The sequence below is a fragment of the Mesorhizobium terrae genome, from assembly GCF_008727715.1.
In the GTDB taxonomy this organism is placed as follows: domain Bacteria; phylum Pseudomonadota; class Alphaproteobacteria; order Rhizobiales; family Rhizobiaceae; genus Mesorhizobium; species Mesorhizobium terrae.
This window is the reverse complement of record NZ_CP044218.1, coordinates 4,478,695-4,492,997: the sequence shown is the minus strand read 5'-3', so window position 1 is coordinate 4,492,997 and position 14,303 is coordinate 4,478,695. Positions and strand designations below refer to the sequence as shown.

Here is a 14,303-nt window from a genome sequence, read left to right as displayed (position 1 = left end):
CGGCGCCCGATGCTCGAATCCCGGACCGTCCGCCGGTTTATAACGGAGGTGCCGCCCGCGCGCGACGAAAATACCGGTGGATAGCCACTCTATCCGAAGCGGGCGCTTGCGGGGGGAACGCGCCCGCCCTATAGCACCCCCTTGAGATGACCGACGCTTCGTCCCTTCCGCTGTATCCGCACCGCCACCTCCTGGGCATCAGCGACCTTTCTCCCGCCGACATCGAACTGCTTCTGGACCGCGCCGACCGTGCCGTGGCGATTTCGCGCCAGTCCGAGAAGAAGACCTCGACCCTGCGCGGGCGCACCCAGATCAACCTGTTCTACGAAGCCTCGACGCGCACGCAGTCGTCCTTCGAACTGGCAGGCAAACGGCTTGGCGCCGACGTCATGAACATGTCGGTCGCCTCGTCCTCGGTGAAGAAGGGCGAAACGCTGATCGACACCGCGATCACGCTGAACGCCATGCGGCCGGACATCCTGATCATTCGCCACCAGTCGGCGGGTGCCGCCGCCCTGCTCGCCCAAAAGGTCGGCTGCTCGGTGGTCAATGCCGGCGACGGCACGCATGAACACCCCACCCAGGCGCTGCTCGACGCGCTTACCATCCGCCGCGCCAAAGGGCCGTTGTCGAAGCTGATCGTGGCGATCTGCGGCGATATCCTGCATTCGCGCGTCGCCCGTTCCAACATCATCCTGCTCAATGCGCTGGGCGCGCAGGTGCGCGTCGTAGCGCCTTCCACGCTGCTTCCTTCCGGCATCGAGCGCATGGGCGTCATCGTTGCCCGCTCCATGGCCGAGGGGCTGAAGGACGCCGACGTGGTGATGATGCTGCGCCTGCAGCGCGAACGCATGGAGGGTGCATTCGTGCCTTCGGTGCGCGAATACTTCCGCTATTTCGGCCTCGATGCCGAGAAGCTCAAGGCCGCCAAGGACGACGCGCTGGTCATGCATCCCGGGCCGATGAACCGCGGCGTCGAGATCGCCTCGGAAGTGGCGGACGGGCCGCAAAGCGTCATCCAGGAACAGGTCGAGATGGGCGTCGCCGTGCGCATGGCGGTGATGGAGGCCTTGCTCGATCCACGCCGCAACCAGGAGGGCCGCGGCGCATGACGAAAACGGTTTTCGAGCGCGCCCGCATCGTCGATCCGTCGCGCGGTATCGATGAGATCGGCACCGTCATCGTCGATGGCAGGACCATTCTTGCGGCCGGTGCGGCAGCGCTGAACCAGGGCATTCCGGAAGGCGCGCAGGTCATCGACTGCGCCGGCAAGGCGATCATTCCGGGCCTGGTCGACGCTCGTGTCTTCATCGGCGAACCGGGCGGCGAACACCGCGAGACAATCCGCTCGGCCAGCCAGGCGGCGGCCGCCGGCGGCGTTACCTCGCTGGTGATGATGCCCGACACCGACCCGGCGATCGACACGGTCGCGCTGGTCGAATTCGTGCTGCGCACGGCCAAGGATACGGCGAGCGTCAATGTCTTTCCGGCGGCAGCCGTCACCAAAGGGCTTGCCGGCCGCGAGATGACGGAATTCGGCCTGCTGCGCGAGGCAGGCGCCGTCGCCTTCACCGATGGACGCCACACCATCGCCAATGCGCTGGTGATGCGCCGGGCACTGACCTATGCGCGCGATTTCGGCGCGGTGATCGCCCATGAGACGCAGGATGTGGACCTCGCTTCCGCCGGCGTCATGAACGAAGGGCTCTATGCCAGCTGGCTCGGCCTTTCGGGCATCCCGCGCGAAGCCGAACTGATCCCGCTGGAGCGTGATCTGGCGCTCGCCCGGCTCACCAGGGGCAATTATCACGCCGCCAAGATTTCCACCGCGATGTCGGCGGCGGCGATCGCACGCGCCAAGGCGGACGGCGCCAATGTGACGGCCGGCGTCGCCATCCACAATCTGGCGCTTAATGAAAACGATGTCGGGCAATACCGCACCTTCTTCCGGCTGATGCCGCCGCTGCGCGCCGAAGAGGACAGGCAGGCGATGATCGAGGCGCTGAAGGACGGAACCGTCGACATCGTCGTCTCCTCGCACGATCCGCAGGACGTCGACACCAAGCGCCTGCCCTTCGCCGATGCCGCGGCCGGCGCTGTCGGCCTCGAAACGCTGCTCGCCGTGGCCTTGCGCCTCTACCACAATGAAGACCTGTCGCTGCTCAGGGTGATCGAGGTGCTGTCAACGGCGCCAGCCAGGCTGTTCGGCTTGCCCGGCGGCACGCTGAAGCCTGGTGCTTCGGCCGATCTCGTGCTGGTCGACCTGAACGAACCGTGGATCGTCAGCGAGGCCGGCATCCGCTCGCGCTCCAAGAACACATGCTTCGAAGGCGCGCGCCTGCAGGGCAAGGTCTTGCAAACACTGGTTGCAGGCCGCACAGTGTTTTCCGCCTAGCGCTCGTCCAGAAGCGCGGGCAACCCCGGGGGGACTATGTCTTTCATTTTGGTCTTGGCGCCCATCGTCGGCTATGTGTGCGGCTCGATCCCGTTCGGATTGCTGCTCACCCGCGCCGCGGGCCTTGGTGATGTCCGCAAGATCGGCTCCGGCAATATCGGTGCCACCAACGTGCTGCGCACCGGCAACAAGGGCCTGGCGGCGGCCACGCTGGTCCTCGACGCGCTGAAGGGAACCGTTCCCGCGCTGATCTTCGCGCGCTATGGCGCGGAGGCCGGCGCATTGGCGGGTGCCGGCGCTTTCATCGGCCACATTTTCCCCGCCTGGCTCGGCTTCAAGGGCGGCAAGGGCGTCGCCACCTATCTCGGCGTGCTGATCGGCCTCGCCTGGCAGGTGGCCCTGATCTTCGCCGCCGTCTGGCTGGCGATGGCGGTGCTGTTCCGCTACTCCTCGCTCGCCGCGCTGACGGCCTGCGTGGTGGTGCCGGTCGCGCTTTTCGCCCTCGGCCACCTTGAATACGGTCTCGCTTTCGCCCTGATGAGCGTGCTCGTCTTCTACAAGCACCGCGCCAACATCGAACGGCTGCGGGCCGGCACCGAGGGCCGGATCGGAGCAAAGGGATGAACAGCCCCGTCGCCGGTCTGCACCTCAGCGACCGGCAGCGGCTGAACTGGCTTCGACTGATCCGCACGCCCAATGTCGGCCCGGCCTCTTTCCGCGACCTTATCAACCGCTTCGGTTCCGCCGAGACGGCGCTCGAGTTCCTGCCTGAATTGACGCTTTCCGGCGGCGCCAACCGCCTGGCGAAGATCCCAAGCATCGCCGAGGTGGAAGCCGAAATGGAAACGGCCCGCCGGGCCGGGGCACGTTTCGTCTGCATCGGCGAGCCGGACTATCCGCCGCTCTTGAAGCGCATGGACCACCCGCCGCCCGTGCTTGCGATCAAGGGCGTCGGCGCGGTATTCGCCTTGCCGACTGTCGCCATCGTCGGCGCTCGCAACGCTTCGCTCGCCGGCATCAAGATGGCGCGCATGCTGGCGGCGGAACTCGGCCGCGAAGGTTATGCCATCGTCTCGGGCCTGGCGCGCGGCATCGACACCGCCGCCCATCAGGGCAGCCTGTCGACGGGCACTGTCGCGGTGCTGGCCGGCGGCCTCGACCACCCCTACCCGCCGGAAAATCTCGGCCTGTTCGAGGAGATCACCGAGCGTGGCGCCGTCGTTTCCGAAATGCCGTTCGGATGGCAGCCGCGCGCGCAGGATTTCCCGCGCCGCAACCGGCTGGTTGCCGGAATGGCGTTCGGCCTGATCGTCGTCGAAGCCGCCGATCGTTCCGGCTCGCTGATCAGCGCGCGGCTGGCTGGCGAAATGGGCCGGCTGGTGTTCGCGGTGCCGGGCTCGCCGCTCGATCCGCGCGCCCGCGGCACCAATGGTCTTATTAAGGATGGCGCAACTCTGGTCACCGAAACCGCAGACGTGCTTAATGCGCTAATGCCGCTGGTTGGAGGGCATGCAACGCCGACATTGCCTGTGGAAGAACCGCCGGATTTTTCCGCGACGCCGCCACCTGGCGACAGCGAGCGCGAGCGTGTTGCCGAGACCCTCGGCCAAACACCTGTAAATATTGACGAAATTATCCGCCATACCGGCCTGCATCCAGCGCAGGTGGCGATGGTCCTTTTGGAACTCGACCTGGCCGGCCGGCTGGAGCGCCATGCCGGCGGCTCTGTTTCACTGATCTTTATCGATTGAGCCGCATTGTCGGGTCGGATCAGATGAAAATTCGACAGTTCGATAAAATTCTAATCTTATCCTACTGATTTTACTCATCTTTCATTCAATAGAATCGCGCACCACTCTCGCCGTGTCCCGTCTTGCCGGGCACGCAGGAACGGAGGCGATCGTGAAAGAACGTTTTGAGCTTGTTTTGGACCCAACGGACCTTTGGACCATCTGGGACAACGAGACGGATCAGCCTGTCGTGTTCGCCAACCAGCTCCTGGCGGGCTTGAGCAAAAGCGAGGCCGAAGCCGCCTACCAGATCCTGGTCGAAATCGTGCGCAAGCGCGAGTTGGAAAAGAGCAAGAAGCACCAGCAGGACAAGAAGAAGCGCTCGCCCGACGCTGCGTGACGATCCTTATCCCAAATAAGGAAACAGATCACGTCTTTTCTAGTCAAGCGGGTTGGCGTGCAGCCGGTATTCCAGCGGGCCTTCTGATCAATGATAATTCTCAGGCACCTAGCGGTTCAGGCGCCAACCCGCGCCACGCCTCCACCCAATTTTGGTCGTCCAAACGCCAGCGACAGGCGCTAGCGAATAAGTTATTGGTGGCTTGGCGAAGGATAGTATTCCGCCAAGGGGGAGCTATGAGAAGTGCACTGGCTGCAATCTTTCTGTTGTTCAATATTGGGCTTGCCATAGCGCAAGAACGCTACCCGCAGTATTTGCCAGAATGGATTTGGAACGACGACAAGCGAATAGCCAGCATTATGGATCCGGGTTTTGCTACGCTTTTCAGACTGACATCGCGGCAGCCAAGGCCTTAATTAAGAACGGAAACCCAGAGGAGGGTTCGCTTAAGTTCGATGCGGCACGCCAAAAATTGCACGCTCAGCTTTCGACCCGCGACCTCGCACGCTACGGGAACGTTGTCACGTCGCATGACAAAAAGCGGAGAATTGCTTTATGGCTCGACCCCGCTTTTCCCGACCACATGAAGCCTGTCCTGCAAGCAGCAATAAGCATCTACCTGACAGTCGCGACAGATTATTCTGTCGTAACGGAGGCTTACTTAAACTCGACGGAAACAGCCGGGCCGATACCAAGCAAGGAGCAAGAAGATTACCTATACCTTTATTCGGTCAGCGCGATAAGGCCACAGAGTGTGGAACTATTCACGAGCCAACTCGCGCAGGTACTTAATTCCGACACCGACATCCCAGCCATCGTCATATCATCGTATGCCGGCGGCAAAGAAAATGTCTGGTGGGGGGGCGGGCTTTACGACTCATATGGAAATCCAAAACTGTGGCTGACCAGAGTGAATCCAAAGGGCTTTCTGTACATTCGGCTCAACTCCGACCGTATGGCCAGTGATCAAATTCGACACGACGATCCGAAGTTTTGGGCATCAAAGATCTCACATGAGATCGCACACAACCTTGGATACTGGCACCCGAGCTACGCGAGCCCAGATGAACGAGACACGATAGCGAGCGTCAGAAATCGACCATTCATCTACGCATATGAACTGGCCGTGTTGGCTGCAGCCGATAAGCTGAAATAGTTCGTCAGAACATTATGATTTCCACGCTACTGCGATCCACACAAACAGAAAACTATGACGAATGATTACGAAATGATAAGCGCTTGAGTATACCAAGCTTCTAACTTACCCCATTTGAGGCATGACTTCTCTGCGTCGTAGGAGCAAGCTTGCGGCCTCATTGAAGGGGGCTGACATGAGAGTTCTAAGCTTTGCAGTCGCAGCATTATTTTTTGCAGGAACGGCATTTGCCGCCGATCCCGTTGTGCGAAACGGAGCTCAGCTACCTCAATCGACTATCGCTAAACTGAAGAAGAAGACGATCCTCAAGAACAAGCCGTTGAGCTCATGCTACCGAAACTGCCCCAATGGTTGGTCGCCATCATGTGATTACAACGGATTTTGCGACGCGCGAGGATGCTTCAGTACGTGCGTTTGTTTTTGCCAACCCAATTAAACCTAAGCCGCGCAGAACGCTTGCCACGCAATCGCTGCGCCAACTGATGGCGTCAGCCGAATGTTTAATCAAATCGCTCCAGCTTCACTTGGCTAACACCGTCTCAGCGGTGTAGTGCGAGGCCAACTCAGGAGATGGCAACATGACCGACGATGTAGTGGTACGCGACAGCAACGGAACGCAGTTGAACGACGGGGATTCTGTCACGCTGATCAAGGATTTGAAGGTCAAGGGGACCTCGGAGACGCTCAAGCGCGGAACCCTGGTCAAAAACATCCGCCTGAACGGCAATCCCGGCGAGGTCGAGGCCAATACCAAGCAAGTCAAAGGGCTGGTGCTGAAAACCGAGTTTGTGAAGAAGGCCTAGGTCGCGCGGAACGCCTTCCACGCCGCCACGGTGCCAGCTGAAGGCGTTGGCAACAGCTTGATGATGGTGCGCTCGGTGTCGTCGATGGCGAGACTATCGGTCAGCCGGCCGCCAGCGTTCCGCATATCGGCGACAACACCTCCCGAACCTTGAACCGTTTCCGTGACAAGCCGCGGAGCAGCCCTCCGGCGGCCCGGGCTTTGTCAATGCCGTCGGAGCGGCCGATGAGACCGAGGACGGGCGACAGACTGAGTATTTGTTGCGCGCAGCAGCAGTCGCCGCGCCGTTGGGCACGTTGTGGTTCATGGTCGTTCCTTTCAGAAGGTAGGGAACCCGGCTACTTCAAAGCGCCGACGAATTCTCGATTGCCGCTTGAAGGGAAATCTCCCCAGCGAGCCTTCACTTCGTCCATCAATTGACGAACGACAAGGTCAGTGCCTTTGACCGACAGGTGGTCGTCATCATGGTAGAAAACATCAGAAGCCTGGTTGGTGGCACAACGATCTTTGACGAAAGTGTTACAGAGAACCAGATCAGGACGTACAGCGATAATGTCACCGTCGGCTGAGACGAATTTGTCAAAAATCTCGAACACTCGCCAGTTGCGAGTTTTGTAGACGTCGTAGGATGTGGTTAGGCCATCCCGAATTTGCCGCATCGACATTTTCTGCAATGTCGCGGGCACCACCCAGCCCACTTCAGGGACCGGATACACGAGGATGATCTTCTTGCCTCGCTGCTCAAGGTCCTGAATGCCATCAATAATCGATTGGGTGAAAGTCTGCTTCTCCTGTTCGCTTCTTCCGACAAAGGTTGCGTCGAGGCCTTCGATGCCGCCCTCTCCGTTGTCGAATGCCGTATTTTCGATTCTTAGAGTGAAGCGGCCGGCAAGGATAACGGTCTCAATCTGAGGCTCGAATATCTGGGCCTTCTGTTTTGATAGGATGTCGTTCCATTCGTCCGCCCGGTAATAGAAGTTCGGGAACGACTTAACCAAAACATCCCCGGTGGCGAGCACCAAAGCCGACTTACCGGAGCCCTTCAATGCGCGGTCCAAACTCGTTGCCAAGGCAGCGGCATGGCTATCCCCGACCAGCGCGATGGTTGGAGGAACCGGATCGCCGACAATGCAATTGTGCCTGAAACAGTCTTGCCCGGCTGAATTTAAATAGCCCGCCGCCACCTCGATCGGCGGCCGCCTCCCAGGGAAGCCGTTCATGGCATATCCGGTGTAGCCCACAGCGATCAGCGAAACGAGCGCCGAGGCTGATGCAGTCCAAACAGTCGGCGGAGAGACTAGCCCCGGTTTCCTGAACGGTTGTTCGACAAACCTCCATGACAGGTAGGAAAGCACGACGGCAAGCGCGATAAGTGCGGCGTAGGTCGGCCATTCCACTTCGTTGATCGAATACAATCGGGCGAAGGCGAATAGGGGTTGGTGCCAAAGATAGAGCGAATACGAGATGAGGCCCAAGCCGACGATAGGGGCCGAAGCCAAAAGTCTGGACACCGGGTCTCTGCCGCCCGGGTACCAGATGAGCAGTGCAGCGCCGCTCACCGGAGCGACGGTTAGAATTCCCGGGTGAGGCGTTGCGCCATTGAATTGCACTATCGAACCAACGATGAGGGCCATTCCAACTACGGGCATGACGCGAGACAGAGTCGTGGTTGTCGGGCGGCCGCCGAACTTTTGCTCAGCAACCGCCAGCAAGGCGCCGACGACTAGTTCCCAAGCCCTCGTGGGGAACAAATAGAAGCCTGCCGCTGCAAATCGGGTTGATATCAATTGCGCCAAGCAAAGCGAAGCCACCCCGATAAGTGTCAGGGTTAGCCACATCCTCCTGCCTTTGCCGTATATCACCCATAGCAACAGTGGGAAGAAGACGTAAAACTGCTCTTCCACCGCCAGCGACCAGGTGTGGAACAGCGGTTTCAGATGCAGCGATTCCGAAAAATAATCGGCATCCCACCAGAAGAAGAAATTTGATCCGAAGAAGGCCGTGGCAACAATGCTACGCGCAAAATTCTTCAACTGATCCGGCATCATCCAAAGCCATGCCGGAATGAATGACGCCAACACCACCAGTATAAGAGCCGGTAGAAGCCTCCGCGCTCGCTTTTCATAAAAGCGGAGTATCGAGAACCGCTCGTGGGCCATATCCTTGAGTAGGGTGCGAGCGATTACGTAACCGGAAATGACGAAAAAGATGTCGACGCCAAGATACCCACCCACGAAAAGCGGCGAGCCGGCGTGGAAGAGAATAACCGGGAAGACTGCAATTGCACGCAGTCCATCAACGGTCGTCCTGTGGTCACTGTTCAAGTTGAAACCCGACAAAAAACCCACCGGCTTATCGCAACAGGCCAGGGCAAGGTCAACGCACATTAGCTGTGGTGGCTAGACTCTATCTGCTGCGCCGGCTCACTGCGATACTGTAACCGTGCCGCCCTTCCTGCTTAGAGCCGCCATCCTGTCCCCAAGCCTGAGTGCGTCCGGGCAACACCTCGCGCATAGGTATTGGCAAAATAGCGCATTCCATGCAATTCAGCTCGAATGAGAGTCAGTGGCTACCGACCGGACATAGACGGCCTGCGAGCATTCGCCGTGATCGCCGTCGTTCTATTCCATGCTGGCATCACCCGCTTTGCCGGCGGTTATCTTGGTGTTGATGTATTCTTTGTGATTAGCGGCTATCTGATCACCGGAAACATCAAGCGTGACGTGGAGCGCGGCCAATTCAGCTTTGCTGAATTCTACACACGGCGAGGCCGGCGCCTGTTCCCGGCGCTGGTGGCGACTTTGTTGGTCTCCGGCGCGGCCTCGGCTTTGCTCCTGTCACCCGCACTCATGGCCGACTTCGGCGGCTCGCTGGCAGCGTCCGTGTTCTCGCTAGCGAATGTCTATTTCTGGCTCGGATCGGGTTACTTCGACGGCGCGGCGATAGGCAAGCCGTTGCTGCACACATGGTCACTGAGCGTCGAAGAACAGTTTTACCTCGTTTGGCCCGTCTTTCTGCTCTTGCTGCTCCGAAGAAGCTTACCTTGGCTATGGATCGCCATTGCAGGCGCGATCAGTATCGTGGCCGTCATCGCTTGGAACGGATCGACAACGACGACGTTCTTTCTCACCCCATTTCGCGTCTATCAATTCGCTATCGGTGCGTTGCTCGTCTGGCTGCCCGCCGTCCGTACGGGCAGGTTGCAGGAGTTGATCTTGGCTGCTGGCATTGCAGCATTGGTCGCGGCCGTAGTGCTGTTCGACCCTGTCTCAAACCAAGCGCTTGCTGGCATGGTTGCGGCCACCGGGGCCGCTGCGGTTCTGTCGGCGGGCCAGGCACGGTTCGTTGGCCTTCTCCTGCGCAACCCCATATCTGTCTACCTGGGCAGGATCAGCTATTCTGTTTATCTCGCTCATTGGCCTGTTGTCGTTTTTGCGGCCTATGTCCTTCAGCGCAATTTCACGGGCGCCGACAAAGCCACGCTAGTAACAGCAGCCGTAGCTCTCGGGGCGGTCCTCTCGCACACCGTCGAGCAGCCGTTCCGACATGCGGGGAAAGCATCATTCGGTCGCTCCCGTTATTGGGCTTCATTCACCGCAGCGGCAGTGGCTGTCGCGCTACTCGGATACAGCGCTACCACCACCGGATGGCCATGGCGGCTAGGCGAACGCGGATACTTCCTCGCAGATTTTCGAACGGACCCGGAAAAAGTCCAACTGGTCGGATATGGTGGGGACGGTTGCAATCCGAATGGCTGCATGACGAAAGGGGGCGGAGCCCCAGACCTCATAGTCATTGGCGATTCCCACGCGCGGCAATACTATGCGGGTTTCCTCAAAGCACTTCCTGACCTGAACGTTCAATTCTTCGAGTTCAGCAGTTGCCCATTCTATTCCCCAACATACACGCGAGATTTCCGCACTCACCCTGATCCAATCCTATACGACAAAGGTTGCCGGCAGATGCGGGCCACCGCCTTCAAAGCCATCCGCTCAGCCAGAGTGCCTGTGGTGATCGGGCAGTATTGGGATATTTACCCAATGATCGATGAAATCACTGGTCAAAAGCGGCAACTAGAATCCGCTGAAGACCTTGCAACCTTCGCTGCAAGCGAGCTTGTGAAGCTTAAGCGCGACCTTGGGATTTCGCACCTTTTCGTCATCGGTAATGTGCCAACTGTAGGAGTGGCTGGCACGCCGCTTGATTGCATGGGGCGCACCTTCTTGACTATGGCCGCATGTGCGAGCGAGGCAATTGACAACGCGACCGTTTCGGCGAGGGCCGCCATCAATGGACTGATGGCAGCCCGTATTGGCGATACCGCCCTGTTCCTGGACCCCTTCGATGTCCTCTGCAGCGATGTCAAATGCTTAATGATAGCCGATGGGATCCCTCTATATTCGGATCAGACGCATCTGTCGGCGTGGGGTGCGAGGCGCATCGTCACCGAGTTTGCCAGCAAGATCGAGACGGTATTGCACCCGGGATAGGCGCTCCAAGCGTCCATATGCCTCTTGGATGGAGATATGGGCTCAGGCCTATCCATTCGTGCGAGGCATAGCGATGCAGTAACTAGACCCGCGTGGCCTCAAAATAGAGCAGGTGATAGCCGGGGTCGTCAAAATACAAGAAGCTCACGGGCACCATCTCCGACTTGGTGATGCGATATCCCGCCTTCTTCAACATCTCTGGATATTTGTACAGCATCATGACCATGCGGAAAACGACCGAGTTGTCGCCGACCGAATATTCGGGGAAACGGCCCGCATCTCGGCTAATGCCCGAAGGCTCAAAACCAACAATAGTCTCGACGCCTTTACTATGGCACTCGTTATAGAACCTCTGACGAAATCAGGATAGCAAAGGACAGTCGTCCTGGTTTTTGTGAAAAGAACAAATTCCTCGTCGACGGTCTTTAGACTCTCAAAGATATCCCCATCCCTAAAATGCAGGTTTGGAAGGGAATAGGCTTCGTCATTCAGCTTCTTGACAATCTCTTGTCGGTCGACACCATAGACACCGACCTCGGGAAACTGCTTTGCCAGTCGGTAGTTGATTTCTCCGCACAGGGCCCCGAAATCGATCACCGACTTTGGGCTCGTTTCCTTGATAGCCGAAGACAGTCGCCGAAGGATCGCCCCATCACAAATGGTTCGTTGTGCTGCCATTCCGTGAGTTGGTTGAAATGGCGCCAATAACGCCACCAGGTATCGATCACATTCTGCTCGTCGTAGATGTCACCCCTGCCAGTTCGAAGGGTGAGTGTTCCGTCGATGGCGGCGGCGAACTCCTTCTTGACTACATCGACACCGCCTGTCGGAACGACGCCGGAAGGCGCTGCGGCGAGCACCGAATTAGCTTCTGCTACGCTTCCAGACCAGTACAACTTGGATACAAGTTCCAGCGTCAAACCCCATCAGGGTAGAAGCGATCGGTAGTCTTCCGCAGACGTTCAATGGCTTGTTTTGATTTGCCGTTGGTCCTTAGACAGCGGGCTAAAAGCCACGCATTGAAGGAGTTTTCAGATTTGGCGAACCGCGATTTGGCGATATGTTCTGCCCGGTTAATTTCGCCTGTGGCGTACGTATACGCAGCATTGCCGTGATAGCAATAATCGCTGCCGTCGAATACCCTTTCATAGGCCGGATGATCAAGATGAAAGCCAGCCTCCGGGTCCACCGCAAGTTTATTCAGAAGTTACAGACTTAGGCGCTTCCGTTCGTCGTCCGCCGAGGCACCGTAACGGTCTACAAAACGCTTAAACTCATCCCGAGTGAACGCATTTGGCGGCCTTGGCGCAAACGGATCATTCAGCGAAGCCAGCGTTTTCTTTACAATAGACTTCGCTGCGCGCGAAAAGAGCGACGTGGCCGCCATAATTCCCCCTAGAAATGCGTCGTGCGACTTAATGCCAAGCATCTTGTGCGGCTGTCATCAAGTCGGCAATTGGTCACGTCCAATTATTCTCAAGAATTATTCCGATTGCGAAACACGATCTATCAAGACTGATCCCGTTTCACGATAATATCGGCTTTATGTGTGGCAAACAAAGGCGCCATGTTATTGTATCAATAATGCATGTACTCCACCATATTGTTAAGACGAGTAGTGACAATCGCCCTGCAACCCAATTTTACCAACGTAACAGTGGCTGTATAGCTTGTCGATTCCATATTGTTAGCGAAAAAAGACCCGATAGACACGTGCCGAGATGCTTACAGTGAAGTTGCTCACGCCGACACCCGAAAAGCTTCTGGTGGTGCCGTTGTTGAGCAAGAAGGCGCTTCCAGATACCTACCCCACTTAGCCGACAGGCGTATTCCCGCCGCCACGTCTTTTGTGCGAACAAGCTGATTTGAATTTTTGAGGACTATTTTGCTGTCTGCTGGCAGGATCGGTTGCAACGTCACGGCAGAAGACTAACGCCGGTCGGTGACCGTCTCCAACCGATCCTGGCTACAATCATAGGTTCTCGTCAGCATTAGCCGACCACCCATGCTGAAATCCGTTTTTTGCATACCCCGGAGGCACGCCAAAACTTATCTCGCCGCGAGAACCGAACCACCGGTGGTTTCCTGGTTGACGGCCATAGTATTCAGTGTCGTGATGGTAGGCCGTACCGCCGTCACCGCATCGTAAAGCTTTTCCCCACTTTGGAATGCCCGTATTGCCAGTCGATCACGACAGTCGTTGACGACTTGGAACGGAAGCATCCAAAGGCACCGCTAGTCAGGCCCTGTATCTTTTCGCCGCTGACAAAGCCTGCAGCAAAGTCCGTCGTGCTATCGACATTGATGGTCACGGGCCACTTGATTTCAGAGGTCAACGCTGTGCTGGAAAGACACTATCTTGCCGACGATCAGCAAGTTCCGGTGCAGTGATCCAGCGCATGGAGCAGAACACCAAACGGACAAAGCGCGTAAACCGTGTGTAAACGGCCTATTTTCGTATCGAGGTCAAACCCTCAAGCTATTGAAAACGATTGGCGATCCCGACAGGATTCGAACCTGTGACCATCGGCTTAGAAGGCCGGTGCTCTATCCAGCTGAGCTACGGGACCGCTGGCTGACCCAAGCCGGGGCAGCAAAATCAAAATCGGCAGAAGACCGCCGTCAAAATCCGCGACAGCGACTGCCACGTGTGGCTTGCGCCGCTGACACCGGAAATCAGTGCGTCCACGGCGTACGGCGGTCATAGCGGAAATTATCCGCATAGGAAATCTGCCGGCGCTTGGCTTCCTTGGGTTCCTCGACCCTGTAGGCCAAGCCCTGCTTCTCGGCATAGGCGACGGCTTCCTCGCGCGTGTCGAAGGACAGCTTGATCTGGCTCTTCATGTCGCCGGAGGTCGTGTAGCCCATCAGCGGATCGATCTTGCGCGGCTGCTCGGGGTCGAATTCGAGCACCCAGTTGCCGGTTCTTGCCTTGCCCGACTGCATGGCGGTCTTGGCTGGGCTGAAGATGCGTGCGGACATGGAGACCTCGTTGTGCGGCGGCAGCGCCGTTTCCTCCCCGGTGCTTACTGCGCAATGGAATTAACCGCAAGACCAATGGTTTTTGGGCTTGCTTTGTGGTGGCCGAAACACTAGGCAACACCCGGTCCGGAGTGTAGCGCAGCCTGGTAGCGCACCTGATTTGGGATCAGGGGGTCGCAGGTTCGAATCCTGCCACTCCGACCAACCAAGCCAAAATCGCCACCAACAGCTTGCTCTCAGCAGAGCGGCTCGACCCTGCCCACGGCAGGCCGATCGCGATCGTGGCGCGCATTCCTCCCTACGGCATTCAGAATCACCTCCCCCGGCCCGCCCGCAAACAAAAACCGA

General features: G+C 58.1%; 14 protein-coding genes and 2 tRNA genes. 9 read left to right on the top strand and 7 right to left on the bottom strand.

Annotated elements, in window-relative coordinates; genetic code table 11:
* The first annotated feature begins 146 nt into the window (after window positions 1-146).
* From FZF13_RS22845 to FZF13_RS22815, 7 genes are all read left to right on the top strand, one after another.
* The gene (locus tag FZF13_RS22845; RefSeq protein WP_024926924.1) at window positions 147-1,112 is read left to right on the top strand and encodes an aspartate carbamoyltransferase catalytic subunit; all 966 of its coding nucleotides are present in this window, start codon (window positions 147-149) and stop codon (window positions 1,110-1,112) included.
* Entirely contained in the window at window positions 1,109-2,395 is a 1,287-nt protein-coding gene (locus tag FZF13_RS22840) for a dihydroorotase (RefSeq protein ID WP_024926925.1), read from the top strand. Before FZF13_RS22845 ends, FZF13_RS22840 begins: the two co-directional genes overlap by 4 nt.
* Window positions 2,396-2,431: 36 nt before the next feature.
* Entirely contained in the window at window positions 2,432-3,019 is a 588-nt protein-coding gene (gene plsY / locus FZF13_RS22835; RefSeq protein ID WP_024926926.1) for a glycerol-3-phosphate 1-O-acyltransferase PlsY, read from the top strand.
* Window positions 3,016-4,146, top strand: a complete 1,131-nt coding sequence (dprA, locus tag FZF13_RS22830; protein ID WP_024926927.1) for a DNA-processing protein DprA — start codon at window positions 3,016-3,018, stop codon at window positions 4,144-4,146. Before plsY ends, dprA begins: the two co-directional genes overlap by 4 nt.
* A gap of 151 nt (window positions 4,147-4,297) precedes the next feature.
* On the top strand, window positions 4,298-4,525 hold the full coding sequence (locus FZF13_RS22825; RefSeq protein ID WP_024926928.1) for a hypothetical protein: 228 nt from the start codon (window positions 4,298-4,300) through the stop codon (window positions 4,523-4,525).
* Between the two features lie 322 nt (window positions 4,526-4,847).
* Window positions 4,848-5,681 (top strand): hypothetical protein, encoded by an 834-nt coding sequence (locus FZF13_RS22820; protein WP_024926929.1) that lies wholly within the window; start codon window positions 4,848-4,850, stop codon window positions 5,679-5,681.
* Between the two features lie 578 nt (window positions 5,682-6,259).
* On the top strand, window positions 6,260-6,484 hold the full coding sequence (locus FZF13_RS22815; RefSeq protein ID WP_024926930.1) for an alkylphosphonate utilization protein: 225 nt from the start codon (window positions 6,260-6,262) through the stop codon (window positions 6,482-6,484).
* On the opposite strand, the gene FZF13_RS29470 is transcribed toward FZF13_RS22815, so the two are convergent.
* Together FZF13_RS29470 and FZF13_RS22810 are read right to left on the bottom strand one after the other, a co-directional pair.
* Entirely contained in the window at window positions 6,481-6,609 is a 129-nt protein-coding gene (locus FZF13_RS29470; protein WP_275040862.1) for a hypothetical protein, read from the bottom strand. The genes FZF13_RS22815 and FZF13_RS29470 overlap by 4 nt on opposite strands.
* A 212-nt stretch (window positions 6,610-6,821) precedes the next feature.
* The gene (locus FZF13_RS22810) at window positions 6,822-8,807 is read right to left on the bottom strand and encodes an acyltransferase family protein (protein ID WP_051512155.1); all 1,986 of its coding nucleotides are present in this window, start codon (window positions 8,805-8,807) and stop codon (window positions 6,822-6,824) included.
* A 282-nt stretch (window positions 8,808-9,089) separates the two neighbouring features.
* Here FZF13_RS22810 and FZF13_RS22805 point away from each other — a divergent pair, with 282 nt between their 5' ends.
* Window positions 9,090-10,973 (top strand): acyltransferase family protein, encoded by a 1,884-nt coding sequence (locus tag FZF13_RS22805; RefSeq protein ID WP_161773095.1) that lies wholly within the window; start codon window positions 9,090-9,092, stop codon window positions 10,971-10,973.
* Between the two features lie 593 nt (window positions 10,974-11,566).
* Here FZF13_RS22805 and FZF13_RS22800 read toward each other — a convergent pair.
* The 5 genes from FZF13_RS22800 to FZF13_RS22785 all read right to left on the bottom strand — a co-directional run bounded on the left by FZF13_RS22800 (window position 11,567) and on the right by FZF13_RS22785 (window position 13,955).
* On the bottom strand, window positions 11,567-11,893 hold the full coding sequence (locus FZF13_RS22800) for a hypothetical protein (protein ID WP_024927294.1): 327 nt from the start codon (window positions 11,891-11,893) through the stop codon (window positions 11,567-11,569).
* Window positions 11,890-12,162, bottom strand: coding sequence for a hypothetical protein (locus FZF13_RS22795; protein ID WP_139116481.1), 273 nt, complete (start codon window positions 12,160-12,162; stop codon window positions 11,890-11,892). Before FZF13_RS22795 ends, FZF13_RS22800 begins: the two co-directional genes overlap by 4 nt.
* A gap of 946 nt (window positions 12,163-13,108) precedes the next feature.
* Window positions 13,109-13,285 carry a hypothetical protein gene (locus FZF13_RS29045; protein WP_161773094.1) on the bottom strand — a complete coding sequence of 59 codons (177 nt, stop codon included), beginning with the start codon at window positions 13,283-13,285 and terminating at the stop codon, window positions 13,109-13,111.
* A gap of 181 nt (window positions 13,286-13,466) precedes the next feature.
* Window positions 13,467-13,543: transfer RNA gene (locus tag FZF13_RS22790), tRNA-Arg, on the bottom strand.
* A gap of 106 nt (window positions 13,544-13,649) precedes the next feature.
* A complete protein-coding gene (locus FZF13_RS22785; RefSeq protein WP_024926934.1) occupies window positions 13,650-13,955 on the bottom strand; it encodes an ETC complex I subunit in 306 nt (101 codons plus the stop codon).
* 127 nt (window positions 13,956-14,082) lie between these two features.
* Between FZF13_RS22785 and FZF13_RS22780 the strand changes: the two genes are divergently transcribed.
* Window positions 14,083-14,159 (top strand) — tRNA-Pro (locus FZF13_RS22780).
* The last annotated feature ends 144 nt before the right edge of the window (window positions 14,160-14,303 follow it).

Bases quoted from the DNA above. Each gene is read 5' to 3' on its own strand.
- FZF13_RS29470 (WP_275040862.1), bottom strand. From the start codon at position 6,609: ATGCGGAACGCTGGCGGCCGGCTGACCGATAGTCTCGCCATCGACGAC.
- plsY (WP_024926926.1), top strand. From the start codon at position 2,432: ATGTCTTTCATTTTGGTCTTGGCGCCCATCGTCGGCTATGTGTGCGGC.
- FZF13_RS22820 (WP_024926929.1), top strand. From the start codon at position 4,848: ATGGATTTGGAACGACGACAAGCGAATAGCCAGCATTATGGATCCGGG.
- FZF13_RS22840 (WP_024926925.1), top strand. From the start codon at position 1,109: ATGACGAAAACGGTTTTCGAGCGCGCCCGCATCGTCGATCCGTCGCGC.
- dprA (WP_024926927.1), top strand. From the start codon at position 3,016: ATGAACAGCCCCGTCGCCGGTCTGCACCTCAGCGACCGGCAGCGGCTG.
- FZF13_RS22785 (WP_024926934.1), bottom strand. From the start codon at position 13,955: ATGTCCGCACGCATCTTCAGCCCAGCCAAGACCGCCATGCAGTCGGGC.
- FZF13_RS22815 (WP_024926930.1), top strand. From the start codon at position 6,260: ATGACCGACGATGTAGTGGTACGCGACAGCAACGGAACGCAGTTGAAC.
- FZF13_RS22845 (WP_024926924.1), top strand. From the start codon at position 147: ATGACCGACGCTTCGTCCCTTCCGCTGTATCCGCACCGCCACCTCCTG.